23 protein-coding genes and 1 pseudogene are annotated in these 23,213 nt (G+C 55.3%); 8 read left to right on the top strand and 16 right to left on the bottom strand.

Features of this window, described 5'->3' with window-relative positions:
- Positions 1-180: 180 nt before the first annotated feature.
- Together G6Q15_RS11685 and G6Q15_RS11680 are read left to right on the top strand one after the other, a co-directional pair.
- On the top strand, positions 181-927 hold the full coding sequence (locus tag G6Q15_RS11685; RefSeq protein ID WP_164118994.1) for a head GIN domain-containing protein: 747 nt from the start codon (positions 181-183) through the stop codon (positions 925-927).
- A gap of 12 nt (positions 928-939) precedes the next feature.
- Positions 940-1,644 carry a DUF2807 domain-containing protein gene (locus G6Q15_RS11680; protein ID WP_164118992.1) on the top strand — a complete coding sequence of 235 codons (705 nt, stop codon included), beginning with the start codon at positions 940-942 and terminating at the stop codon, positions 1,642-1,644.
- A 9-nt stretch (positions 1,645-1,653) separates the two neighbouring features.
- On the opposite strand, the gene G6Q15_RS11675 is transcribed toward G6Q15_RS11680, so the two are convergent.
- On the bottom strand, positions 1,654-3,747 hold the full coding sequence (locus G6Q15_RS11675) for a bifunctional (p)ppGpp synthetase/guanosine-3',5'-bis(diphosphate) 3'-pyrophosphohydrolase (protein WP_164119015.1): 2,094 nt from the start codon (positions 3,745-3,747) through the stop codon (positions 1,654-1,656).
- 204 nt (positions 3,748-3,951) lie between these two features.
- Entirely contained in the window at positions 3,952-4,296 is a 345-nt protein-coding gene (locus tag G6Q15_RS11670) for a hypothetical protein (protein ID WP_164118990.1), read from the bottom strand.
- A 163-nt stretch (positions 4,297-4,459) separates the two neighbouring features.
- Between G6Q15_RS11670 and G6Q15_RS11665 the strand changes: the two genes are divergently transcribed.
- Complete coding sequence (locus G6Q15_RS11665; protein ID WP_205518163.1) at positions 4,460-4,975, top strand: helix-turn-helix domain-containing protein; 516 nt, start codon at positions 4,460-4,462, stop codon at positions 4,973-4,975.
- Between the two features lie 8 nt (positions 4,976-4,983).
- Here G6Q15_RS11665 and G6Q15_RS11660 read toward each other — a convergent pair whose 3' ends face one another.
- From G6Q15_RS11660 to G6Q15_RS11650, 3 genes are all read right to left on the bottom strand, one after another.
- On the bottom strand, positions 4,984-5,766 hold the full coding sequence (locus tag G6Q15_RS11660; protein ID WP_164118988.1) for a 3'(2'),5'-bisphosphate nucleotidase CysQ: 783 nt from the start codon (positions 5,764-5,766) through the stop codon (positions 4,984-4,986).
- A complete protein-coding gene (locus G6Q15_RS11655; RefSeq protein WP_164118987.1) occupies positions 5,759-7,105 on the bottom strand; it encodes a TldD/PmbA family protein in 1,347 nt (448 codons plus the stop codon). Before G6Q15_RS11655 ends, G6Q15_RS11660 begins: the two co-directional genes overlap by 8 nt.
- 71 nt (positions 7,106-7,176) lie before the next feature.
- Positions 7,177-7,581, bottom strand: a complete 405-nt coding sequence (locus G6Q15_RS11650; protein WP_164118985.1) for a hypothetical protein — start codon at positions 7,579-7,581, stop codon at positions 7,177-7,179.
- A gap of 186 nt (positions 7,582-7,767) precedes the next feature.
- Here G6Q15_RS11650 and G6Q15_RS11645 point away from each other — a divergent pair, with 186 nt between their 5' ends.
- Positions 7,768-9,060 carry an NADH:flavin oxidoreductase/NADH oxidase family protein gene (locus G6Q15_RS11645; RefSeq protein WP_164118983.1) on the top strand — a complete coding sequence of 431 codons (1,293 nt, stop codon included), beginning with the start codon at positions 7,768-7,770 and terminating at the stop codon, positions 9,058-9,060.
- Here the strand turns inward: G6Q15_RS11645 and G6Q15_RS11640 are convergent.
- The 6 genes from G6Q15_RS11640 to G6Q15_RS11615 all read right to left on the bottom strand — a co-directional run bounded on the left by G6Q15_RS11640 (position 9,057) and on the right by G6Q15_RS11615 (position 13,152).
- The gene (locus G6Q15_RS11640; protein WP_164118981.1) at positions 9,057-9,527 is read right to left on the bottom strand and encodes a hypothetical protein; all 471 of its coding nucleotides are present in this window, start codon (positions 9,525-9,527) and stop codon (positions 9,057-9,059) included. The genes G6Q15_RS11645 and G6Q15_RS11640 overlap by 4 nt on opposite strands.
- A 162-nt stretch (positions 9,528-9,689) precedes the next feature.
- Entirely contained in the window at positions 9,690-10,202 is a 513-nt protein-coding gene (gene rpsI, locus G6Q15_RS11635; protein ID WP_164118979.1) for a 30S ribosomal protein S9, read from the bottom strand.
- Positions 10,202-10,681 (bottom strand): 50S ribosomal protein L13, encoded by a 480-nt coding sequence (gene rplM, locus G6Q15_RS11630; RefSeq protein WP_164118977.1) that lies wholly within the window; start codon positions 10,679-10,681, stop codon positions 10,202-10,204. Before rplM ends, rpsI begins: the two co-directional genes overlap by 1 nt.
- A gap of 193 nt (positions 10,682-10,874) precedes the next feature.
- Positions 10,875-11,744, bottom strand: a complete 870-nt coding sequence (locus G6Q15_RS11625) for a hypothetical protein (RefSeq protein ID WP_164118974.1) — start codon at positions 11,742-11,744, stop codon at positions 10,875-10,877.
- Positions 11,741-12,070 (bottom strand): divalent-cation tolerance protein CutA, encoded by a 330-nt coding sequence (cutA, locus tag G6Q15_RS11620; RefSeq protein WP_240330879.1) that lies wholly within the window; start codon positions 12,068-12,070, stop codon positions 11,741-11,743. Before cutA ends, G6Q15_RS11625 begins: the two co-directional genes overlap by 4 nt.
- A 2-nt stretch (positions 12,071-12,072) precedes the next feature.
- The gene (locus G6Q15_RS11615; RefSeq protein WP_164118972.1) at positions 12,073-13,152 is read right to left on the bottom strand and encodes a COX15/CtaA family protein; all 1,080 of its coding nucleotides are present in this window, start codon (positions 13,150-13,152) and stop codon (positions 12,073-12,075) included.
- A 114-nt stretch (positions 13,153-13,266) separates the two neighbouring features.
- Here G6Q15_RS11615 and G6Q15_RS11610 point away from each other — a divergent pair, with 114 nt between their 5' ends.
- The 3 genes and pseudogenes from G6Q15_RS11610 to G6Q15_RS11600 all read left to right on the top strand — a co-directional run bounded on the left by G6Q15_RS11610 (position 13,267) and on the right by G6Q15_RS11600 (position 15,515).
- Positions 13,267-13,635, top strand: a complete 369-nt coding sequence (locus G6Q15_RS11610; protein WP_164118970.1) for a MerC domain-containing protein — start codon at positions 13,267-13,269, stop codon at positions 13,633-13,635.
- A gap of 75 nt (positions 13,636-13,710) precedes the next feature.
- Positions 13,711-14,757 (top strand): annotated as a pseudogene (thiS, locus tag G6Q15_RS11605) (sulfur carrier protein ThiS).
- Between the two features lie 404 nt (positions 14,758-15,161).
- Positions 15,162-15,515, top strand: coding sequence for a UrcA family protein (locus tag G6Q15_RS11600; protein WP_164118968.1), 354 nt, complete (start codon positions 15,162-15,164; stop codon positions 15,513-15,515).
- A gap of 102 nt (positions 15,516-15,617) precedes the next feature.
- Here the strand turns inward: G6Q15_RS11600 and G6Q15_RS11595 are convergent, their stop codons facing one another.
- Together G6Q15_RS11595 and G6Q15_RS11590 are read right to left on the bottom strand one after the other, a co-directional pair.
- Positions 15,618-16,373, bottom strand: coding sequence for a LytTR family DNA-binding domain-containing protein (locus G6Q15_RS11595; RefSeq protein WP_164119008.1), 756 nt, complete (start codon positions 16,371-16,373; stop codon positions 15,618-15,620).
- Between the two features lie 37 nt (positions 16,374-16,410).
- On the bottom strand, positions 16,411-17,541 hold the full coding sequence (locus G6Q15_RS11590) for a histidine kinase (RefSeq protein ID WP_164118965.1): 1,131 nt from the start codon (positions 17,539-17,541) through the stop codon (positions 16,411-16,413).
- Between the two features lie 221 nt (positions 17,542-17,762).
- On the opposite strand from G6Q15_RS11590, the gene G6Q15_RS11585 reads away from it, so the two are divergent.
- Positions 17,763-18,308, top strand: a complete 546-nt coding sequence (locus G6Q15_RS11585; protein WP_164118963.1) for a hypothetical protein — start codon at positions 17,763-17,765, stop codon at positions 18,306-18,308.
- Between the two features lie 3 nt (positions 18,309-18,311).
- Here G6Q15_RS11585 and G6Q15_RS11580 read toward each other — a convergent pair whose 3' ends face one another.
- The 3 genes from G6Q15_RS11580 to G6Q15_RS11570 all read right to left on the bottom strand — a co-directional run bounded on the left by G6Q15_RS11580 (position 18,312) and on the right by G6Q15_RS11570 (position 23,125).
- Complete coding sequence (locus tag G6Q15_RS11580) at positions 18,312-20,132, bottom strand: AMP-dependent synthetase/ligase (RefSeq protein ID WP_164118960.1); 1,821 nt, start codon at positions 20,130-20,132, stop codon at positions 18,312-18,314.
- Positions 20,133-20,272: 140 nt separating this feature from the next.
- Positions 20,273-21,997, bottom strand: coding sequence for a gamma-glutamyltransferase (gene ggt, locus G6Q15_RS11575; protein WP_240330876.1), 1,725 nt, complete (start codon positions 21,995-21,997; stop codon positions 20,273-20,275).
- Between the two features lie 90 nt (positions 21,998-22,087).
- Complete coding sequence (locus G6Q15_RS11570; RefSeq protein ID WP_164119004.1) at positions 22,088-23,125, bottom strand: quinone-dependent dihydroorotate dehydrogenase; 1,038 nt, start codon at positions 23,123-23,125, stop codon at positions 22,088-22,090.
- Positions 23,126-23,213 lie beyond the last annotated feature (88 nt).

The raw sequence follows: 23,213 nt of genomic DNA, 5'->3' as shown, positions 1-23,213 counted from the left end.
GCCTTGCTCTCTCGAACATAATCATCAGAAGGGCTGCCTTGGAAATATCCAAGGCGGCCTTTTTTATGCCCACTGCATGTAAAACCCATGGCGCAGCAGACATCACTCTTGAATTAAACGACATATTGCGTATTATGTAGATAATACAGCTGGGCAAGGCAGAAGAAAAGGACAAGAAAGATGCGAAACATGAAAATATTTGCCGGATTGGGTGTAGCCGCAATGGCCTTGGCACTTGGCGGCTGCAATGTGGACATAGGCAGTTATAGTGGGTTTGATAAAGACAGTGCCGCCCTGACTGGTGCCGATATTTCAGGCGAAAACTTCACCGACGTCGCACTTCTCGGCCCGGACAGCCTTATCGTCAAAAATGGTCCCGCCTATGCCATAAGCGCAGAGGGTGATAGCGATACGCTTGAACAGCTGCGCTATGTAGTGAAGGATGGCACATTGCGCATTGGCCGCAAGGATAATGACGGTATCTTTAACAAAAGTTACGGGGAGGCCGCAACAATCACACTGACCATGCCCAGGCTGGAAGGCATTTCAGTGGCAGGATCAGGCGATGCAGAGGTGGACAAGCTGGAGGGCAAACAAGCCGAGGCCAATATTGCAGGCTCCGGCAACCTTAAAGTTGCCATGGTTGATGTACAACAGCTGGAAAACAGCATTGCAGGATCAGGCAATATCACAATGGCCGGATCGAGCGATACTATCGAAATCTCAATTGCCGGCAGCGGTGATTTTGAAGGCGGCCAACTATCCGCAGACAAAGCCGAAGTGTCCATCGCCGGCAGCGGTAACGCAAGCATCAAGTCCGATGGCACGGTTGAAGCCAGCATCATGGGGTCAGGCGATGTCAATGTATCGGGCAGCGCCAAATGCGATTCTTCAATAGTGGGCTCAGGCAGCTTGAGCTGCGGTTAAAAGGGCGCTGTAGTGGCTTTTCTACGCTTGATTATTTTGCTCGCGCTGTTGGCTCCCGGCATGGCGGCGGCAAATCCGCAAACCCGCAGCTTTACGCTCGCCAATTTCGATGCGGTGCGGGTTGAGGGCAGTATGGTGGTGCTCATAGAAACCGGCAAGCCACAATCCGTACGTGCCGAGGGAGAGCTGGTTGATATCAACCAGCTTGACCTGCGCATCGAGAATCGAACGCTTATTGTCAAAACGCGCAAAAAGAAGAGCATCGATGACGACCCGGGAGCGCTTTTGCGCGTAAATGCCCGCAATGTTGATGATGTCACCCTGACCGGCAAAGGCCGCATGGTTGTGAACGCACTGACCGGGCGCAAAACCCGCGCAAGCCTGTATGGCATAGGTGAGCTTATCGTGGGCAATATGGATGCTGAAGAAATGCAGCTTAACTTTAACGGACTGGGCGGGCGTATGCAGGTCGCGGGGCGTGCCGAAAACGTAAAAGCCATTATCCGCGGCAAGGGGGTGCTTGATGCCGCCGCACTCAATTCGGAAACGCTCGAAATTCTTGGCGAAGGGCCGGTCAAGAGCCAGTTTAGCGCCAGTGAAAGCGCGCACGTCATTATAAGCCAGTTTGCGCAGATACTGATAAACGGCGATACTCGCTGCAATGTCCGTGCGCGCAACGCAGCCAAGGTTATCTGCGGCGGCAAGACATATGACTAGGTAGGCACGCTAGACACGTTCGGTTTGCGCCACCGCATCCGATGCGCGCAGTGCCGAAATAATTGCCATGAGGTGCTGTTTGTCATGCACTTCTATATCCACTTCGAAAGTATGGAATGGATCATCCCGGTTGGTCAGACGCAGGTTGACGATATTCGCCTTTTGCACGCCAAAAACACCTGCCATATCCGCCAGTGTGCCGGGCCTGTTATAGACAATTATGCGCAGCCGCGCCGTCGCGCCATCGGATTCGCGGCCCCACGAAAGATCGACCCAGTCACTGTCCACACCGTTGACCAGTTTCAGGCAGTCAATTGTGTGCACTTCCACGCCAGCACCCGGATGACGCAACCCGACAATGCGGTCGCCTGGAACCGGGTGACAGCAATCGGCTAGCTGGAATGCCACTCCCGCTGTCAGCCCGCGGATGGATATCGCGCGATCCTGTTTTGGCCATTCGCGTTTGTTCGGGTCATCGCTTGCACTGCCGGGTACCAACGCTTCCATCACGTCGCGGTCAGGCAGTTTGTTTGTACCGATCGCATACATGAAATCTTCTTCACGCTCATAATCAAGCCGCTGCATGGCGGCCTTAAGCGCCTTTTTACCAATCTTGATCGGCAGACGTTCGGCTATTTCATCATAGAGTTTGCGGCCTATGGCGGCCATTTCATCACGTTCTTTATGTCGCACAAAACGGCGGATGGCCGCACGCGCTTTGCCGGTCACGACAAAGCCCAGCCAGCTGGGCTGCGGTTCCTGTCCTTCCGACTTCAGTATCTCGACAATATCGCCATTGCTGAGCTCGGTACGCAGCGGCACATGGCGGCCATTAATCTTGGCGCCTACTGTCATATCGCCCAGGTCGGTATGCACGGCATAGGCAAAATCGACGGGGCTGGCGCCTTTGGGAAGCTGGTGTAATGCACCTTTAGGTGTAAACACGAAAATCCGGTCCTGATACATCGCCATACGCGTATGTTCGAGCAGTTCCTCGGCATCCTGGCTTGTATCCAGAATTTCCAGCAGGTCACGTACCCAGCCCGCCTGCCCATCCGGTTCTGGCACACTTTGCTTATAGGCCCAGTGCGCGGCCAGCCCGAATTCACTCTGCCGGTGCATCTCACGCGTGCGCACCTGCACTTCGACCCGCATCGAATCATCATGGATGATGGCTGTGTGCAACGAACGGTAACCGTTGCGTTTCGGGGTTGAGATATAATCCTTGAAACGGCCCGGAATCATCTGCCATTTCTGATGAATCACACCCAATGCACGATAGCAGTCGTCCGAATTGTCGGTGATAACGCGAAAAGCAATAATGTCGGTCATCTGGTCAAAGCTGACATGGCGCTCGGCCATTTTTTTCCAGATTGAATAGGGGTGCTTTTCGCGCCCGCTAATTTCGCTGCTGACCCCCGCTGCGCTAAGCTCCTGCCCGATTGACAAGGCAATGCTGTCAACCTCTGCATCCTCCTTCTGCTTGATCTGTTCCAGCCGGGTGGTGATCGTATCATAAGCTTCGGGTTCAAGCTGTTCAAACGCAAGCAGCTGCATTTCACGCATAAACTCGTACATACCGATGCGCTCGGCAAGCGGCGCATAGATATCCATCGTTTCGCGGGCAATCCGGCGGCGCTTTTCTTGTTTTTTGATAAAATGTAGTGTGCGCATATTGTGCAAACGATCGGCCAGCTTAACGAGCAGAACGCGGACATCATTCGACATGGCGAGCAGGAATTTGCGTAGGTTCTCTGCGGCGCGTTCATCTTCGGTCTGGGCTTCGATTTTGGATAGCTTGGTCACACCATCAACCATCTGGGCCACTTCTTCGCCAAACAGGCGTTCGATTTCTTCAACTGTTGTCAAAGTGTCTTCAACAGTATCGTGCAGCAGCGCGGTTATTATTGTTTCCTGATCAAGCTTCAGGTCAGTCATGATACCGGCGACTTCAATCGGGTGACTGAAATAAGGATCACCGCTGGCGCGTTTCTGGCTACCATGCTTTTGCACGGAAAAGACATAGGCGCGGTTGAGCAGGTCCTCATCCGCATCCTGGTCATAGCTTTTTACACGCTCAACAAGTTCATACTGCCGCAACATCATGTCAAATGTGTTTGTTTTGATCGCGCTATGCAATCAAAAACTTTGGAAAAGCGCAGAGGCGCGAAAGAATGGACGAAAAAATGCCCATGGCATGCATCGTGCAGCTGCCGAGAGGGGGCGGCAAAGCTGCGTTCGATGTTGCCATGGGCATAGTTTGTCCGCCGCCCGTTCGCATGAGACAGGGCGGGGGAAGGGTAAGTTTTATTTCTTGCCGTTACATTCCGCGAGAGCCGCATCGTCAAAAGCCACACCTTTGACTGTGAATGCCGTCACATCGCCCATTTTACGAGCGAGCTTCGCGCAGACATGTGTGCCGCGAGTACGGGATTCGCTGGCTTTGCAGGTTGTTTCCTTGCAATGCCAGATCACGCCTTTGACAACTTTAGTGGCTGTTTTCGTCGGGCTGGCCAATGTGGCTTCATAATATACTGGCTTGCCAGCGCTGGCCGCTGTCGCGGTAAACATGGTGGCTGCGCCCAGTGAGGCGACAATTACAAACACGAACTGCCGCAGGACGTTTGAGAGAGATGTGGGGAGGGAGGTCATCTTTTCGTTCCTTCTTGGATTACAAGGCACCCGCTAAAGGCACCGGTTGGGGAGGTAAAATATTTAAGTTGCGAATCACTACTTAATATAATAGATTTTAAGTTGCAACCTAAAACTTAAAAAAGTTTCTGCTTTTGCGGATTATGGAGTAGGCATGGATATTATGAAGAAACTGCGCGAGCCATTACACGAACTTGCCGAAAATTGCGGCCTGCCTCTTGCCTTGGAAACCATGGGCGAGCGCTGGTCTTTCATGATCCTGCGCGCCTCTTTCAACGGGTTGTATCATTTTGAGGAATTTCTCGACGAACTGGGCATCGCCCGCAATATTCTGTCCAACCGCCTCACCCGCCTGGTTGAGGGCGGCATATTGAAACGCGCGCCGTGCGCCGATGACCGCCGTAAGATCGAATACCGCCTCACCGAAAAAGGACTCGACCTGCTGCCCGCCATGATCGCGCTGCGCCAATGGGGTGAGCGCTGGGAAACCGGCGTGCCCTCCAACCCTGTGCTCGCCGATGAGCGTGACCATAAACCGATCGCACAGATCGCCATCCACGCGCATGACGGGCGCGTACTTAGCCATAATGACCTGTGCTGGATTGATGAAAGCGACCTGAAAGCGTCACAGAGCAACAGCCGTAGTGATGCCAATGTCAAGAAACTGGCGGGGATATAGAAATATATTCAGCGTGCCAGCACGGCCTCAGCCCTCTCACGCAAATGTTCCACTGCTTCGCCATGGATAGCAGGCGCACAGCATAAAACGCCAAATGCTTGTCCTTTGCGACTGTTATAATGGAAGGGCTTGCCCAATGCGTCGGTAACGCGGGCGCCTGCTTCGCGCGCAATCAGCGCAGCCGCGCCAATGTCCCATTCATGGCCCCAACGCAAAGTCGCCACCAGATCAGCTTCATCCGCTGCGACCATCGCCATGCGCAATGCAATGCTGTTAGGCTGCTGTACCATAGTGAGAATCTGATCGACTTTCATCAATTGCGCCGCAGGCACTCGTGCACCTGCAAACGCACAGCGCGTACTCGCTTTCAGTCGCGTGCCATTGCGGTACGCCCCCTCACCTGCCCGCGCTGTCCAAAGCTCCGCACGGGCAGGCGCATATAGCATGCCGAGCAACGGGCGGTTGTTGCTGATAAGCGCTACAGAGACGCACCAGCCGGTGCGCCCGCGTACAAAGTCGCGAGTACCGTCGATCGAGTCGACTAGCCAGATCAGATCATTGTCCAGCCGGTTCAGATTATCGGCGGTCTCTTCGGACAACCAGCCTGCCGATGGTAATAGCTTTCCCAGCTCACTTTTCAGGAAACGATCAACCGCAATATCGCTTTCGCTGACGGGACTGTCATTGCCTTTTTGCCAGACCTTCAGGTCTCCACCCGCCATTGCCCAGCCTGTGGCAGCAATATCGCCAGCTTCACGCACGATGCGCGTCAGGGCGTCCCAGTCAATCACCCGCGACTGTCATGCCATCAACGCGCAGGGTGGGCACATTGACGCTGCGCCGCATATCCAGGTCGCTGGCAGGAATCATCGCCGCAAACATGTCTTTCAGGTTGCCGGCAATGGTGATGCCGCTGACCGCCGGGCCGATTTCGCCATCCTGGATCAGGAAACCGCCTGCGCCGCGGCTATAATCGCCCGTCACGCCATTGACGCCCATACCGATCAGTTCGGTGACATATATACCCTGTTTCACATCGGCCATAAGCTCAGCTGGGCTCGTCTTGCCCGGTGCGATATGCAGGTTGCTCGCGCCTGTACCGGGGGAACCTGCCGTACCGCGCGTCGCATGACCGGTGGGTGCAAGTTTCAGCTGCCGCGCTGTCGCTGCATTAAGCAGCCAGGTCGTCAACCGGCCAGCATCAATGAGTTTGCGAGCCTGCGTTGGCAGGCCCTCACCATCAAATGCTTTTGACCTGAGACCCTGCACGAGATGAGGATTATCGTGCAGCGTGACGCCGCTATCAAATACCTGCTCCCCCATGGCATCCAGCAGGAAACTTGTTTTCCGGGCAATCGCCTGCCCAGATATCGCGCCCAGCAGATGTCCGACCAGCGTACCGCCGACACGCGGATCAAACACGACCGGCATGGCCCCGCTTTTTACCGATACGGGATTCATGCGCGCCACAGCGCGTTCCCCCGCGTGGCGGCCGATATCCGCCGCATCTTCAAGCTCCGCAAAATGCCGAATGCTATGGCTTGCATAGTCGCGCTGCATGTCACTGCCCCCACCTGCCAGCACACTGGCGGACAGGCTGTACATGCTGCCTGAATAACAGCCATCAAAACCATGGCTGGTCGACAGCGCCACTGCTGCACGGGCCGCGCTGGCACCGCCACCCTCGCTATTGGTCACGCCGTCCACGGCGCGGGCCGCATCCTCAGCTTCCAATGCCCGGTCGCGCAGTATCTGTGGATCCGGATCGCCGCTATCATCCAACGCAAGGTCGGGACTGGGTCCAGTCATCAGCAACTCCGCATCGGCCAGCCCTGCATATTGGTCTTCAGGTGCAGCCTTTGCCATGTGCCCCGCGCGTTCAACCAGCGTGTCCAGCGCATCAGCAGACATGTCGGAAGCAGATATCGTGGCCGAACGCTGCCCGTCAAAATAACGCAGGCCAATGGTTTCGCCTTCGGAACGTTCAACATCTTCCAGTACGCCCAGCCGCATGCCGACCTGGGTCGTGGCATTACAGATATAAATCGCATCTGCCGCGCTGGCGCCCGATTTCATCGCGGCCTGGACAAGGGAATGTGCGCGCTCCTGCGCTTCATTGGGTGTAAGCATAAGCATGCATTACGGTGCGGCAGGTGCCTCGTCAATTGGCGATGATATTGTTTTTACCGGAGGGAAGAAAACTATCCCGAAAGGGCTGAAAAGCCCCTGAATATCGCCACGAGTAGGAACGGAAAACCGATTGCCGCCAGCCAGATCATGATCCGGTCAAATTTGTACTGGCGCAATATGGCCTCCTGCGACAGGCCGCTCTCCAGGCGGCGTTCCCAAACCTTTTCAAACTTGCGGCATACAGGTATGACCAGGCCGATCAACACGATGAGGCCCAGATAGGGCAGCATCGACATGCCTCCATCATGGCCGCCAAGTTCACCTATCACAACAAAAATCTGCAGGGCGGTATAGGCGAGAAGCGCATAAGCGATATGGTTGCTGATCCTGCGCTGCCAATCGGGCGTATCATCTTCATGATCCGCCTTGGCGGCCTCATCAAAATAGCTTTCATGCCTGTTTACCGTTTTTGCCATTTCACGTCCCCCGGCTCTCATATTTCTGCTGCCACACCCCAAGTCATCAATCTGTCATGACTCCGCCACGCAGGCAAGGGCCAATTCACGCGCGCAGTTTTCCAGCTAAGCCACGGAAATCCTTACTTGCCTGTATGGCTGGGCCGCGTTACAAAGTTGCAAATAGCAACTTGCCTCGGGGGAAATATGCCTTCAAACCTTCAGTCACGCCTCAAGCTGCCCTGCGGCAGTGCACTCAAAAACCGCATTGCCAAAGCAGCCATGACGGAAGGCTTGGCCGATGCACGCGGCGTTCCGACCGAGGCGCTGGAAAAGCTGTACGCTCTTTGGTCAGATGGCGGTGCGGGTACGCTCATCACAGGCAATATTATCATCGACCGCGACCATCTGGAACGGCCAGGCAATGTCATTATTCATGGCGAACCCGATGCCGGACTCGCCGCCGCGCTCAAAAGCTGGGCGAAGACGGCGACGCAAAATGGCAATGCTTTGTGGGCACAGCTAAGTCATGGCGGGCGGCAGGTGATGAAGATTGTCAATCCCAACCCCAAAGCGCCATCGCCAGTGCAGCTTGGCCTACCCGGAGGCCAGTTTGGCGAACCGGTTGCGCTTACCGGTGAAGAGATAGAAGAACTGGTCGAGCGCTTCGCCATTGCGGCTGGCGCCGTCAAAAAAGCGGGCTTTACCGGCGTACAGGTCCATGCCGCGCACGGATATCTGCTCTCTTCTTTCCTCAACCCGCGCGCGAACCAGCGTGATGATGAATATGGCGGCTCCCTGGAAAACCGGGCACGTATGTTGATGGCGACTGTTGCCGCTGTCCGGAAAAAAGTGGGTGCGAAATTCCCCATTGCAGTAAAGCTCAACAGTGCTGATTTTCAGCGCGGCGGCTTTGCCTTTGAAGACAGTCTGCAGGTGGCCGAATGGCTGGAGCGGGCGGGCGTCGACCTGATCGAAATCAGCGGCGGAAATTATGAGCAACCCAAATTGCTGGGCATTGAGGGTATTGAGGAAGAAGCGCAGCAGAATGTCGCGCCCTCCACCGCCGCACGCGAAGCCTATTTTGTCGACTTCGCGCTGGCCATGCAGGAAAAAGTGCAGATCCCGCTCATGGTAACAGGCGGCTTTCGCAGCCGTGAGGCCATGGATTATGCGCTGAGCCGCGGCGCCGCGGACGTGATTGGTATTGGCCGCCCGATGTGCACCATGCCCGATGCGCCAAAACAGATTTTCGCCGGGCTGGACAGGTTGCCCGCACATGAAAATGAGCTGCAGTTCATTCCCGACTGGCTGGGTTTCCTCAAGCGTATACAGGCACTGAAAGCGCTGGACGGTTTCGCGGTGCAATACTGGTACTATGGGCAACTTTATGCACTTGCCGAAAAGGGCAGGAAAAACGAGAAACTCACTCCGTTCAAAGGATTTCGCGAAGTTGAAATGCGCAACCGCGCCCTGATGAAAGCGCGGCGCGCGGGTTAGTCGTTTCCGGGCGCAGCGGCGATATCCGCTTCCGGACCACCCGTTTCCTTCACCCCGCCATCCAGAAAGTAGCCGTCCTTCACATCGCCAAAACCGCCCGGATCGGTAGATTCGGATTCCGGATCGGCCGTATAATCATATCCATCCTCCAAAGTGGAGCGCACTTCCTTGAGCGCAGGCTCGCCCGGCACCAGCACGCGTGCACCATTTTTGTAGCGCACATCTGGGACGGCAGACGTTTTCGGGACATACTTTTCCAGCTTGACCGGCTCCTGCCGCGTGGCAGGTGTATCGGACGCGTTTTGGCCAAGGGAGTATTTTTCAGTCGGGGATGTGGGCTGCGATGCCTGCATATTGCCTCGCACATCACCCACCATGGCAGACGAGATGAAAAATCCCGCTAGCATGCCAGCTAGCGCCAGCAACAGGCCAAAAATAGCAAGCTTACCCCTGGAATGACGTTTCATGTGCAGCAACCTTTACGAACCATTGCCGCAGCATAATTGCTGCCCGCCATAAATCAACAATGCACACGGTACAGGGAGCATAAGGCATGGGGTACGCAGCATGCCCGCAATAAAAAAGGCGGCCCCGCAAGACCGCCTTTTCGTATTGGTATATCAAAACGATTAACGTTTCGAGAACTGGAAGCTCTTACGCGCTTTGGCGCGGCCATATTTCTTACGTTCAACCGCACGGCTGTCGCGGGTCAGGAAGCCAGCGGCTTTAACCACACCGCGAAGCGCTGGTTCGTATTTCGTCAACGCTTGCGAAATACCGTGCTTGACGGCACCAGCCTGACCGGAAAGGCCGCCGCCTTTTACGGTGCAGATCACATCATACTGGCCGGTACGCTCAGAAACTTCGAAAGGCTGTGCGATAACCAGACGCAGTGTCGGACGTGCAAAATACACTTCCTGGTCACGGCCGTTGACGGTTACCTTGCCCTTGCCGGGCTTCAACCATACGCGGGCAACCGCGTCTTTACGGCGGCCTGTGGCGTAGGCACGGCCCTGGTCGTCAATCTCCTGCTCACGCAGGGGCATGGTTTCAACCTGGACGGTTTCTACGGCTGCGCCTGCTTCGGCATTGGCTTCAGCTGCGTCGCCGGCGATTTCTTTAAGATCGGAAAGGTCTGACATTATGCACCCACCTTGTTCTTGCGGTTCATGGAAGCAACGTCGAGCACTTCAGGCTTCTGGCCTTCATGTGGATGCTCGGTGCCATTATAGAGATGCAGCGCGCGCATCTGATCACGGCCCAATGGACCGCGCGGGATCATGCGTTCGACAGCTTTTTCAAGAACGCGTTCTGGGAATTTACCCTCAAGAATGCGTTCCGGTGTGGTTTCTTTCAAACCGCCGGGATAGCCGGTGTGCTTGTAATATTTCTTGTTTTTAGCCTTGTTGCCGGTGAATTTCACCTTGTCAGCGTTAATAACAACAACATGATCACCGCAATCAACGTGCGGGGTAAAGCTTGGTTTGTGCTTGCCGCGCAGAATATTGGCAATGATTGTGGCAACACGGCCAACAACCAGGTTTTCGGCATCAATAATATGCCATTTCTTTTCCACTTCATGCGGCTTGGCCGACTGTGTGGTTTTGTGCAGCGCCTTCATCGGGCTAACCTCCAAATATTATTCCGGCTGGACTTACGGTAAAAGCGATTGCTTCCACCGGATGGACCGGAACTCGGGTTTAAATGATTCGGCTGATAGTCATAAACCATCAGGGAAGCGGCCTAATGCGCATAATTTGCACGCAAGTCAAGCAAAACTGCGGCATAGAAAACGGGTATAATAATACCTCTTGTTATTCAGCGCTCTTGGGTTGCTCTATTTCAGTCGCTCTCGGGGGTTCTGGCGAGAGCACACCTTCTTCACGGCTCAGCCGTGTAATTCCGCCAAACTTAATACTCGTTTCACGATCAAACCCGTTTGAAAGACCTGTGAAAGGCGACACATAATAGGTTTCTGTCACAGCCACATTTTCAGATTCGGAATCAGCTACCGATGCCAGTACAAGATTGCCATCATCTATATCGTCCAGCCGAAAATGCTTATCGCCTGCTGTAACGCCGCCAGCGACCTTCTGACCGGCGAGCTTCAGAACGGGTATGGCCATCGCCATGAAATATTGTTGCTGCGCGGCTTCATCCATCCCCACTATCCGGTCAAGAAACGCCATGTGCATGGTTTTGGCCATGGGGGTAATGTCGTTTGCTGCAATATGCGTTCTCGCCTTTTCTATCGCAGTGCGCAGTCTTGCAAATGTGCCGCCTGCATCCTGCACCGACAGAATTTGTCCATCGGCTGACAGGTCAAAGACCAGCTTTTGATCGCCAAGCATCCTGTCGCCCATCGCGAGCAGCTCAGCTATTTCCTCCGGCCCGGTGGTCTGCACGTGGATGAGCTGCATTTCCAGCACATAGCCGCGGCCCATCTTGCGAAAAACAAGCTCATATGCGCTCTTCTTGCGAACATCGTTGCCCCGCGTCTCACGCGTCAGTTTGCGGGAAAAGTAAATGGGCGTGTCGAGCGGTGGAGCGAACGGAATGGCAAAGTCCTGCCACTTTGCGGCACGGGCAATATCCGCTTCCTCCTGCGCTGTAGCTAAAGAAGTGGAAGCCGTAGCAACCATAAGCGCGCCAACCAACAGCCTTGCACGAGGAAAGCTAGTCACTTGCGCACCTGCCCATCCATCCAGCGCACAAAACCATCTGGCGCAGCATCAATATTCCAGCACAATATTGCCGGTTCGTCATAGCTGTGCAACGCCGTCAGCTGATCCATGAAACCATGCACCGCATCGACGCGCAGTTTGAAAAGAACCGCGGTTTCGATCTCCTGCGCAATTTCTCCCTGCCAGCGGTAAACCGATTGTGTTTCGCCCAATATATTGGCGCAGGCAACATGTTTTTCCTCGACAAGCTGCCGCGATATTCGCGCCGCCTCTTCAGTGCTGCCGAACGGGCAATAGGCCATGGCAAGTTTTGCAACCCCGGACACAATTATTCAGCCTCAATTGCAATTGGCGGATTGGGCTGCGGCCGGCGGCCCAGCACATGAATGCCCCAGATGGTTGCCATCACCACCAGCGCGCCCACGGCTTGGTGCAATACGGCCAGTGTAATATTCATACCCGTCATGACTGTAGCGATACCCAGCAATATCTGAATGCCAAAAGCGCTGTGAATGGCGATCGAAGCACGGCGAACCCCTGCCGCTTTTACTCGTCTTGCCAGCCAGACAAGCACGCCCACCAGCACCCATGCCCACCAACGGTGTGCAAAATGTACCAGGAATGGATCATTGGCGAAAGCAGCAAGAGCGCCCATCGACCAATCGATGCCCTCCGGCACGAAATGACCGTTCATGAGCGGCCATGTGTTGCTGACATAACCAGCGTTGAGGCCTGCGGTATAGGCACCCAGTAACAGCTGTATAAACAACACGGTGATAACGAAGACTCCGAAACTGGTCAGCCGTGCGGGCACAACATTGCCTTTGGCATATTGGCACAGATCGAGTGCTGTCCAGGTCAATCCGCCCAGAATCAGCAATGCATTGAGAAGGTGCATGGCAAGCCGGTAATGGCTGACATCAGTGCGTCCGACCAGGCCCGATGTGACCATCCACCAGCCAATCGCCCCCTGCAGTGCGCCCAGCGCGAGCAGCGCGGCGAGCCGCCAGTGATAGCCTTTCGGAATCGCTTTTTTCCATGCAAACCATAGAAAAGGCAGGGCAAAGGCCACACCGATCAACCGTCCGATCAGACGATGGATATATTCCCAGAAATAGATGAACTTGAACTGCGTCAGCGTCATCGACTGGTTGACAGTCTGGAATTCGGTGGTCGTCTTGTACAGGTCAAACTCAGCCTGCCAACCTGCTTCATTCAGCGGTGGCAGCGCACCGCTCACCGGTTTCCATTCGGTGATGGACAAACCGGATTCGGTCAGCCGGGTGATGCCGCCCACAACAATGATAAGGAAAACCAGCAAAGCAACACCCATCAGCCAGTTGGCTATGGCAATGGGGCGGTACACTATCTGGCGTGAACTAACTGACGATGTAAGACTGTCCTGCATAGCCGCTATGTGCGGTTTTACGCGGCTTGGCGCAAGTGTGTTATTTGCAACAGTCGGTGAATATTCACGATGTCCTTCTTGCGCTATGTTATATTATATCCTACATCAGCGCATATGTTGAATCGAATCAACCGGGATGGCCTAGTGGACCGGGCAGCAATGCTGCTGTCAGGCCTGTGTGCTGTGCATTGTCTTGTCAGTGCCGTTTTGGTAGCGGTGCTGGCATCGGCGGGCGGTATCCTGCTTGATCCCATCATCCATGAAGTCGGCCTGATGATCGCCATCCTGCTGGGCGCAGTCGCGCTCGGCTATGGCGCCTTGCGGCATGGCTATATGATGCCGCTTGCCATCGGTTCGCTGGGCATTGGGGTGATGATGGGTGCGCTGGAACTGCCCCATGATGGTAGCCAGGTGTTTTACACCATTGTCGGCGTTGCCATTCTGGCGCTGGGCCACGACCTCAACTATCGCGCCACGCATTAGGCCTTTCTGCCAGGCCATTCATAGAATTTCCATTGGGGCTTTGCGTTAGTCCCGCTTCCACCTATATTGCCTGTCATGACTCACGAACATGACGTAATGATCACCATCACGGTGAACGACGAAAACCATGAAGTGCCAGAAGGCAGTACAGTTGCCTATCTGTGCCGCGATATTGGCCTTGACCCCGAAAAAGTGGCTGTGGAACGCAACCTGGAAATCGTACCGCGCTCGACTTTGGAAGAAGCATTGGTTCGTGCAGGTGACAGGTTCGAAATCGTGCATTTTGTGGGCGGTGGGTAAGCGCCGCGCAGTGGAATATTTCAGGAAGCAGATAACATAATGACATCGCATACCAACAACAGCTGGACCGTTGCCGGCCAGACTTTCCATTCGCGCCTGATTGTCGGGACCGGAAAATACAAGGATTTTGCCGAAAATGCCGCTGCGCTGGAAGCATCGGGTGCTCAAATTGTCACTGTGGCTGTCCGCCGCGTTAATGTGTCCGACCCCAAAGCACCGATGCTGACCGATTATATCGACCCCAAAAAAATCACTTACCTGCCCAATACGGCTGGCTGTTTCACGGGCGAAGAGGCCATACGCACCCTGCGGCTGGCCCGCGAGGCTGGCGGATGGGATCTGGTCAAGCTTGAGGTATTGGGCGAAGCAAAAACGCTGTATCCCGATATGTATGAAACACTGCGCGCGACCGAAATACTGGCTAACGAAGGGTTCAAGCCGATGGTCTACTGCGTCGATGATCCGATTGCCGCAAAACGGCTCGAAGATGCAGGGGCAGTTGCCATCATGCCGCTCGGCGCACCGATCGGATCGGGTCTTGGCATCCAGAACCGCGTCACAATCCGCCTGATCGTTGAAGGGGCAAACGTCCCCGTGCTGGTCGATGCCGGAGTCGGCACCGCATCCGATGCCGCGATTGCGATGGAACTGGGCTGTGACGGTGTATTGATGAACACCGCCATTGCCGAGGCCAAACAGCCCGTGCAGATGGCGCAGGCGATGAAGCTGGCTGTAGAAGCGGGCCGCACCGCCTATCTGGCCGGACGCATGGGTCGCCGCAAATATGCCGATCCGTCCAGCCCGCTGGCTGGACTGATCTAGGTCGCCGAATAAACATCTCATCGTAAAATGTCCTGGCAACCCGCAGAAAAGGGACTGACGAATGTAGTCTGTGCTTATGACTGCATCCGAATATTACGTATCAGCAGCGCAAGTGAAATAAAATTGCAAGAAAACTGTCCAATTTCTTAAATCTACACCTGTAGTCGATGGTTATATGTCGTTTGTCGATGCGGTTTGTCATTCGGCGATGAAAGTTGCAGCAGGTCGAAGCCCTGCTGATTTGTAAAATCACTTATCCTATCAAGATGGCGTGTGGCGGGCAGAGTTTAGCTCCCCAGGCCGACATTGTCCGCCACACATAGCAAAATCTCAGCGCTTTTTCTCGACCGGCCCCCCGATTCCCGGAACAGGAAAGCTGTAAAAAAATAAAGGAGTATGTTGAAATGTCCCCCCGCGCCTCTCTCATCACCACCGCACTGTCCGCACTGGCAATCATGTCCGCATCTGCGCCCGCCATGGCTGGCGCGCAGGAAACACGCAGCGTTGAAGTACGCTATGACGATCTTAACCTGGCCTCGGAAGCTGGCGCGAAAAGACTCCAGGGCCGCATCAAAGCAGCGGCCAGAACAGTATGCTCACCCATGCCCAGCCGTGCACTGGCAGACCAGCTCGATTATAAAAAGTGTTTTAGTCAGGCTGTGTCTGGCGGTAGCAAAGCGGCCGTTACCATTCTGGCAAAAGCAAAATCCGGCCAGGAATTTGCAAGCCGTGACCTGCGCATAGTCGTTAGCAACTAAGTACAAGTTTCAAAACACATGAAAAAAGCCCGGCGTGAAAACCGGGCTTTTTGTATCTATGCGGCCCATGAAAAGAAAATGGCCAGTATCGCGGATTCAGGCTCAACGCCCGGCTATCTTCTTCGCCTTGGACAGGAAAGTGCGACCAATACGGATTTCACTTTCATCGTTAAGTCGCGCGTGCCAGATACCGCCGCCCTCGTGCTTGAGGCCCGCAATACGGTCAATCCTGACGATGTGCGAACGGTGCAGCCGAATAAACTGCCCGGGGTCAAGGCGTGCTTCCAATGCCTTGATGGTCTGGTGCATCAGATAGCTGCGTGACCCGACATGCAGGCGCATATAATCACGCTCCGCCTCAATCCGGTCAATCTGGTCCGTGGCGATCCGCTTCAGCTCTGATTTATGCGGCACCCAGAATTCTTCAGCCCATTCGCTTTCCGCCTCTGTCTGCGATGTATCATCATCCGCCGTGGACTCCTGACGCCGTTCCAGAACGCGGTCAACCGCGCGGGTTAACCTGTCTTTAGCCACTGGCTTGAGCACATAATCAATCACGGCCAGGTCAAACGCTTCGACCGCAAATTCCTCATGCGCAGTTACAAAAATAATCGCGGGCATAGACGTGGATCCGGCTTTTGCAAGCGTGCGCGCCACACCCATGCCGTCAAGTTTCGGCATGGTGATATCGAGCAGCAACAGGTCGGGCGACAATTCTTCCGTCATACGCAGCGCCGACTGGCCATCAGTTGCAGTGCCAATCAGGTTCAGCTGCTCCAGCCGGGCACAGATAAGCTGCAACCGCTCCACGGCCAGCGGTTCATCGTCCACAATCAATGTCCTAAGCGGCGTAGTCATATCGTTCATTATATTTCTTCCACATTCATGCAGTATATCAGCACGGGCACTGGTGAATAAGCGGCATGGAAACCGTCACTTTATAACCGCCTGCCTCTGGCTGTTCAGTACGCAGATGTCCCTCGACACCAAAGCGTGTATCCAGCCGGTCGCGTACATTGGCAAGGCCAATGCCGCTGCCTTTATCGCTGTCATCCGGTATCACATCACCATCATCGGCCACTGTGATGAACAGATATCCCTGCCGTTCTTCAGCAGTGATCGAAATGGTAACGGGCCGCGTGGCACGCGACACGCCATATTTAATGGCATTTTCCACCAGCGGCTGCAGTATCAGGCCCGGTACACAGGCGTCGGCAACAGCTTCGGGTATGTCGATGCTGATGCGCAGCCGTTTGGGGAAGCGGACCTCTTCGATCTTCAAATAAAGCCGCTGCAGTTCAACTTCTTCCTCCAGCGTCACATCTTCCAGCGGATCGCCGGACAACGAGTTACGATAGAAGTTGGACAGGTTCATGATCATCGCTTCGGCTTCATCAGGCTTTTCACGCAGCACCAGTGTGCTGAGTGAATTGAGCGTGTTGAACAGGAAGTGCGGATTGACTTGATAGCGCAAGCTGCGAAGTTCGGCCTGCTGCGCTGCCTGTGCAAAACGGCTGGCCCGGCGCTCTGCTATGCGGACTTCGCTGGCAAAACTCATCGCCAAGTATAGCGTCGCCCAGCAGGCGATAAAGAAATAGCGCGATATTGCCACCTCAAGGATCAGGAAAGCGGCGTTGCCAGCCTTGAGCTGCTCGCGCATTTCCGGATTGTTGAACAGGCTTGCCGGGTCATAAATGTTGAAAATATAAAAATTGAAACCCGATATAATGAAGGCGCATGGTATCGCCCCCAGAAACGCCGCGATGATACGGGTGGAAAGCGGCCGGTTCTCAAACATGCGCAGGAAGAAATAGAGCCCGACCGTCACCAATATGCCAAGCGCAGTCACAACAGCGCGGCGAATGGCAAGTTCGTCCTGCGGTGGATATTCAGGTTCAAAAGAACCCGCAACGGCTGAACGCAGCGTGGTCAGCACTGCATAAAACAGCCAGAACCCCAGGATCGAATAGATCGCCACCTGATGCCCTTGAGCCGGTTTTCGGGCTTCGTATAGGAAATTTGCCATTCCGCCTCTTTAGCGCAAAAACTTTACATAAGTCTTGCCCCATCTGGCTGACTGGTCGAAACGCGGCGCACTTTTATCGAATAGGACTGCTCTGCACAGCTTTTTCAGGCCGCAATAGCATCATTGACCAAATATTAACCATGTTCTGATGAAGTGACATTCCCGCATACTCAGGACCTGCATACACAGGGGCAAAACCATACGGGGAGGAGAACAGGGATATGGCAAGTTTACCCGATACAACCACAGCGTCGCTGACCATTGCGGAGCTGCGTGAATTTGCGGGCTTTGGCGCAAAGTCACAGCGTTATATCAAACGTTCACTCGATGTCGGACTGGGGCGCCACAATGCGTTTGAACTATGGGCGCGTGATGCCGACGAAACAGCCTCTATCCGTACGCAGTACCTTATGTATCAGGACCTGGCGGACCTGCGCGACAATATACCGGATAGCAAGCATTCACCGCATAGCGGCGCGTTTATGGCAAAGCTGGTCAGGCTGGCCGCATTTGACCTGGCCCAGGAAAAGCTTGCCTGTTTTTCGGCCTTCCGTTTCCTTTATGAGCGACTGATCTCAGCTGATGTGCGGCCATGGCTGCCCAGCGCCTATTGCGCCGCCGCAGCATTGCCACAGATTGAACCGTCACGGCGCAAACTGCTGCTGCAGTCAATCAGCGAAGCCGCCGCAACCGCACCGGGTTGGTCAACGCGTGCACCGGTATTCTACCCCGAATGGGTTGATGATGTAAAAGTGGCAGCAGGCTAAGCCCTAGCGCTTATACAGTCCGTCAAGCCGCTCGGCATAACGTTCCTTAATGACATGACGGCGGATTTTCATCGACGGCGTCATTTCCTCATTTTCTATGGCAAAGGCTTCATCGGCAAAGGTGAATTGGCGCACCTTTTCGATCACAGACAGATCCTTGTTCACACGGTCCACGGCTACACGCACAGCGGTTTTGAATTGCGGGCAATCCTGCAACTCGTGAAAATCGAATTTCTTGCCTTCCTTATGCGCCCATTCAAGCGACCATTCAGGGTCCGGCACAATCAGACCAGCGATATAAGGGCGCTTGTCACCCACCACCATTGCCTGCAGGATTTCAGGCTGCAGTGTCAGCATGCCTTCGACTTTCTGTGGACTGACATTATCGCCTTTATCATTGACGATCAGATCTTTTTTACGATCGGTAATTACCACCCGGCCGGCTTCATCAATATGGCCGATATCACCGGTGTGCAGCCAGCCGTCCTTCAGCACGCGAGCGGTTTCCTCTTCATTTTGCCAATAGCCATGCATCACCAGTTCACCGCGCACCAGTATCTCGCCATCTTCGGCAATGCGCACTTCAGTATCAACCAGCGGCGGGCCGACCGTGTCCATTTTCAACCCCGTACTGGGACGGTTGCAGGCGATGATCGGCGCAGCTTCGGTTTGTCCATAACCTTGTAGTAACGTCAGGCCGAGTGATTGGAAAAATACGCCAATTTCGGGATTGAGCGGCGCCCCACCCGAAACCATCGCCTTGATCCGTCCACCAAATTTCTCGCCAACTTTCGGGCGCAGCGTACGGTTGAGAACCATATCGAGCGGCTTGCTGAATATACCTGCCTTGCCGTGCAGCTTGCGCTCACCAAGGTTCAGCGCCCGGTCGAGCAGGAAATTCGCAACCTTGCCCTGTTTCTGGATCGTCTTGAGCATGCGGGTGCGCAGCACTTCAAACAGGCGAGGCACCACGACCATGATTGTTGGTTGCACTTCTTCAATATTGCTGGCCAATTTTTCCAGCCCTTCGGAATAGTAAATCTGTGCGCCCAGGCCCATCGGGAAAAACTGCCCCCCGCTATGTTCATAGGCATGGCTGAGCGGCAGGAAGGAAAGAAATACCTCGTCATCCCAGCCGAAATCATTGGCGATTACTTCGGCAGGGCCTTTCACATTATGCAGGATCGCACCATGATGCTGCATCACGCCGCGTGGCGCGCCGCCCGTACCGCTGGTATAGATCAGGCACGCCGTATCACCGCGGCCTATATTTTCCATATCCGTTTTGACCGCCGCCATGGCCGCGTCGGTGGCGGCTGCATCGCCCGCCACGAAATCGTCCCAGTTATAAATGTTATAATGGCTCGTCTGCGCAATTTTCAGTGGTTCCATACCAATCACGATATGCGCGTTGGCGCTGCGCAATATGGCCGGCAACAACGGTTCGGCGAGCTTGGGACCAGAAACGATGACTGCACGTGCGCCGCTATTGTCCAGGATGTGCTGGTGATCACGTTCGGTATTAGTGCTGTAGGTCGGCACCGTGATGCAGCCCGCCGCCATGATAGCAAGGTCAGCTATGCACCATTCAGGCCGATTTTCCGACACCAGCATGACGCGGTCGCCCTTGTTCAGCCCCGCTTTCTTTAGCGACTGGGCAAGCAGCACAACCTGCCGCGCCACTTCGTTCCAGCTGAGCGGTGTCCATTTTCCATCCTGTTTTGACCAGAGGAAAGGCGCGTCGCCATTTTCCTCTGCCCGTGTCAGGAACATCGACACAAGATTATTGAAATTGTCAAACTGCTCTAATGATTTGGTCGTCATAAACGAACGTCTCTCCTGCCCGAAACCGGCTTTCAGCCTTACCCCGTGCATTTTTGCATGCGGGTGCAGTGCCAATCTCTAATCCGCTTTGGCGCGCCACGCAAATTTTTTGCTCCTGCCGTGCAAACAATCCGGCAAAACTATTCGGTGAGCGCCACGCCCGGACTACGCGGGTCAGCCGCGCCTACCCACCTGTCCTCTACCCACTGGGCACCATTTACCTTGGATGGCAGGTTCGTGGTGAGTACAGTCTGTCCATAGCGCGACAGGTCCCCTGCCATCGCCGCAAGATAGCTGCCTTTTTCCACCAGCACCGCATCACCGCCATAATAGATATTGGGCAAGGCAATCGCGTCCTGAAGCGGCAGGCCGAAATCCAGTACACCAATCAGCGTTTTCGTGACATGCATGATGATGCGTTTGCCCCCTGCAGAGCCCAGCGCAAGCACGGGTTGTCCGCTTGCATCATAGACAATGGTGGGCGACATGGAAGAAAGCGGCCGCTTGCCCGGCTGCACCCGGTTGGCAACCGGCGCGCCGTCTTTTTCGGGGGCAAAGGTGAAATCGGTGAGTTCATTGTTGAGGAAAAAACCATTGGCGATCAGCTGGCTGCCAAATGCGCCCTCTACGGTAGAAGTCATGCTGGCGACATTACCTTGGCTGTCGACAGCCACAAAATGCGTGGTTCCGGCGACTTCACTCGAACGGGCAACGGTACGCTTTTCGGAGCCAGGCGGTGTCCCCGCCTCATATGTGCCAAGCGAGCTGTCCGCGCTGACCAATGCGGAACGGGATGCCAGATAGCCATCGCTCAGCATGCCTTTTACCGGCACATTTACAAACCCCGGATCACCTAGATATTTGGCACGGTCAGCATAGGCAAGTTGCATCGCTTCGGAAATCAGGTGCCAGCTTTGCGGATTGTCCTTACCCAGCGCACCCATGTCGAATGGGCGGAGCGTTCCCAGTATCTGCAGCACGGTTGTCGCACCCGACGAAGGCGGACCCATACCGCACACTTTATAGCCGCGATAGGGCAGGCATACCGCATCACGGGGGACAACGCGGTAAGCGCTAAGATCTGCCTGTGTTATGACCGCCGGATTGACTTTCGCATTTGCCAGCGCCGCAATGATGCCTTGCCCCGCCTTACCTGTATAAAAAGCATCGGCGCCATTTTCCGCTACATGGCGCAGCAACCGGGCAAGGTCGGGATTGCGAACAGTCTCTCCGCGCCGTTTCGGACGCCCATCCTGCCAGTATATCTTACGCGCTTCGGGGAAATTAGCCCAGATTTTGCGCAGGCGCCCCAGCCGCGATTGCAGTACAGCATTCACTTCATATCCCTGCTCGGCATGCCGAATGGCGGGCACGAAAATATCTGCCCAGGGCAACTTGCCCCATCTGCGGTGCGTTTGTTCCATCAGCCGCATATTGCCGGGTACGCCAACACTGTGCCCGCCCTGAAACGCATCGATAAAACGCATCGGTTTGCCATCTGCGCCAACAAAGCGTCTTTCATCCGCAGAGGCTGGTGCGGTTTCACGCCCATCAATTGTGGTGATTTTACCGCTTTTCGTATCATGGAACAGCAGGAACCCACCGCCGCCAATGCCGCTCGACTGCGGTTCAACCACGGTGAGAGTCAGCATCATCGCCATCGCCGCATCGGCGGCGCTGCCGCCCTTGCGCAATATTTCCTGTCCCGCTGCGGTGGCGCGGGGATCAGCCGAAGAGACGACACCCCTGAACGCCGGGCGTTGTGTTTCCTGCACCGCCACCGCGCTCCCTGTACCTTCCATCGGCGTACAGGATACCAGCGGCAACATGACGAGTGTGACGATAAAGGTTATGATCCGTTTCATATATTGGGCCCTGTTTCCGCAGAAATTACATGGACTGCTAAAGCAAGACGAAGCCTAGCACAATCCTGATGAAACAGGACAAGCACTGGTTCAGTCCACATCCGCCCCGACCGCCTCGGCAATATTGGCAAAGCCATCGCGTGCCAGCAGTCTGAGAAGCCCCCGGTTGATGCGCGCCGCCAGGTCCGGCCCTGCATAGACCAGCGCGCTGTACAGCTGCACCAACGACGCACCGGCGCGGATACGGGCATAGGCGTCTTCGGCATTTTCGATGCCGCCCACCCCGATCAGCGGCATGGCGTCCCCGCACACCCGCCGGAACTGTTTCAGTCGCTCAAGCGCCAGCATTTTCAGCGGGGCGCCCGATAAACCGCCCGCCTCACCCGCATGGCGCGATTTCAGGTCAGGCCGCGAGATCGTGGTGTTGGAAATGATGAGCGCATCAAGCTTCCGGTCCAGCGCCACCTCGCAGATATCCTCCACATCGGCAGCCTCCAGATCGGGTGCGAGCTTCAGGAAAACCGGAATGGCAATATCGCCCCGCGCTGCGATAACTCCATCCAGCAGGGCTTCCAGGCTCCCCCGATCCTGTAGTGCGCGTAGTCCCGGTGTGTTGGGCGAGCTGATATTAACCGTCAGGTAATCTCCGAGCGGTGCCATGATCCGCGTCATTTCCGCATAATCGGCAATCCGGTCATCCGAATCCTTGTTCGCGCCGATATTGATACCAATGATGCCACTGCGCTCCTTGGCGCTTTTCAGCCGCACCGCCACCGCCGCCGCGCCATCATTATTAAACCCCATGCGGTTGATCACTGCCCGGTCCTCGGCCAGCCGGAACAGGCGCGGTTTTGGGTTTCCCGTTTGCGGACGCGGCGTCACCGTGCCGATTTCGGCAAAACCGAAGCCGAAGCTGAGCATCCGGTGCGGCACTTCGGCATTTTTGTCAAAGCCCGGCGCAAGCCCCACAGGCCCCGGAAAACGGACGCCCGCCACTTCACTTTCAAGCCGCGCGTCAATGCAGCGCCGCCCAGTAAATGGCAGCAGTTTCAGGCCGGATATCGTCATCCGGTGCGCCTTTTCGGCATCAAGCGCAAAAACGAACGGGCGGGCAAAGTCATAAAGCATGGCACGCGCTATGGCATCCATTCGCCCATCGAACAAGATGGCCGTTCCGCCGAATGATTCGCCAAAAGACGGTCTTGCCGTTTATATG

The organism is Sphingorhabdus sp. Alg239-R122 (genome assembly GCF_900537065.1).
Taxonomy (GTDB): Bacteria; Pseudomonadota; Alphaproteobacteria; order Sphingomonadales; family Sphingomonadaceae; genus Alg239-R122.
This window is presented reverse-complemented; position numbering and strand designations above follow the sequence as displayed.

Excerpts from the sequence above, each read along its gene's own strand:
- G6Q15_RS11585 (WP_164118963.1), top strand. The coding sequence starts at position 17,763 with ATGGCAAGTTTACCCGATACAACCACAGCGTCGCTGACCATTGCGGAG.
- G6Q15_RS11645 (WP_164118983.1), top strand. The coding sequence starts at position 7,768 with ATGCCTTCAAACCTTCAGTCACGCCTCAAGCTGCCCTGCGGCAGTGCA.
- rpsI (WP_164118979.1), bottom strand. The coding sequence starts at position 10,202 with ATGTCAGACCTTTCCGATCTTAAAGAAATCGCCGGCGACGCAGCTGAA.
- G6Q15_RS11595 (WP_164119008.1), bottom strand. The coding sequence starts at position 16,373 with ATGACTACGCCGCTTAGGACATTGATTGTGGACGATGAACCGCTGGCC.
- G6Q15_RS11610 (WP_164118970.1), top strand. The coding sequence starts at position 13,267 with ATGTTGAATCGAATCAACCGGGATGGCCTAGTGGACCGGGCAGCAATG.
- G6Q15_RS11655 (WP_164118987.1), bottom strand. The coding sequence starts at position 7,105 with ATGCTTACACCCAATGAAGCGCAGGAGCGCGCACATTCCCTTGTCCAG.
- G6Q15_RS11670 (WP_164118990.1), bottom strand. The coding sequence starts at position 4,296 with ATGACCTCCCTCCCCACATCTCTCTCAAACGTCCTGCGGCAGTTCGTG.
- rplM (WP_164118977.1), bottom strand. The coding sequence starts at position 10,681 with ATGAAGGCGCTGCACAAAACCACACAGTCGGCCAAGCCGCATGAAGTG.
- G6Q15_RS11650 (WP_164118985.1), bottom strand. The coding sequence starts at position 7,581 with ATGGCAAAAACGGTAAACAGGCATGAAAGCTATTTTGATGAGGCCGCC.
- G6Q15_RS11570 (WP_164119004.1), bottom strand. The coding sequence starts at position 23,125 with ATGCTTTATGACTTTGCCCGCCCGTTCGTTTTTGCGCTTGATGCCGAA.
- G6Q15_RS11600 (WP_164118968.1), top strand. The coding sequence starts at position 15,162 with ATGTCCCCCCGCGCCTCTCTCATCACCACCGCACTGTCCGCACTGGCA.
- G6Q15_RS11640 (WP_164118981.1), bottom strand. The coding sequence starts at position 9,527 with ATGAAACGTCATTCCAGGGGTAAGCTTGCTATTTTTGGCCTGTTGCTG.
- G6Q15_RS11590 (WP_164118965.1), bottom strand. The coding sequence starts at position 17,541 with ATGGCAAATTTCCTATACGAAGCCCGAAAACCGGCTCAAGGGCATCAG.
- G6Q15_RS11685 (WP_164118994.1), top strand. The coding sequence starts at position 181 with ATGCGAAACATGAAAATATTTGCCGGATTGGGTGTAGCCGCAATGGCC.
- G6Q15_RS11675 (WP_164119015.1), bottom strand. The coding sequence starts at position 3,747 with ATGTTGCGGCAGTATGAACTTGTTGAGCGTGTAAAAAGCTATGACCAG.
- G6Q15_RS11615 (WP_164118972.1), bottom strand. The coding sequence starts at position 13,152 with ATGCAGGACAGTCTTACATCGTCAGTTAGTTCACGCCAGATAGTGTAC.
- G6Q15_RS11665 (WP_205518163.1), top strand. The coding sequence starts at position 4,460 with ATGAAGAAACTGCGCGAGCCATTACACGAACTTGCCGAAAATTGCGGC.
- G6Q15_RS11580 (WP_164118960.1), bottom strand. The coding sequence starts at position 20,132 with ATGACGACCAAATCATTAGAGCAGTTTGACAATTTCAATAATCTTGTG.
- ggt (WP_240330876.1), bottom strand. The coding sequence starts at position 21,997 with ATGAAACGGATCATAACCTTTATCGTCACACTCGTCATGTTGCCGCTG.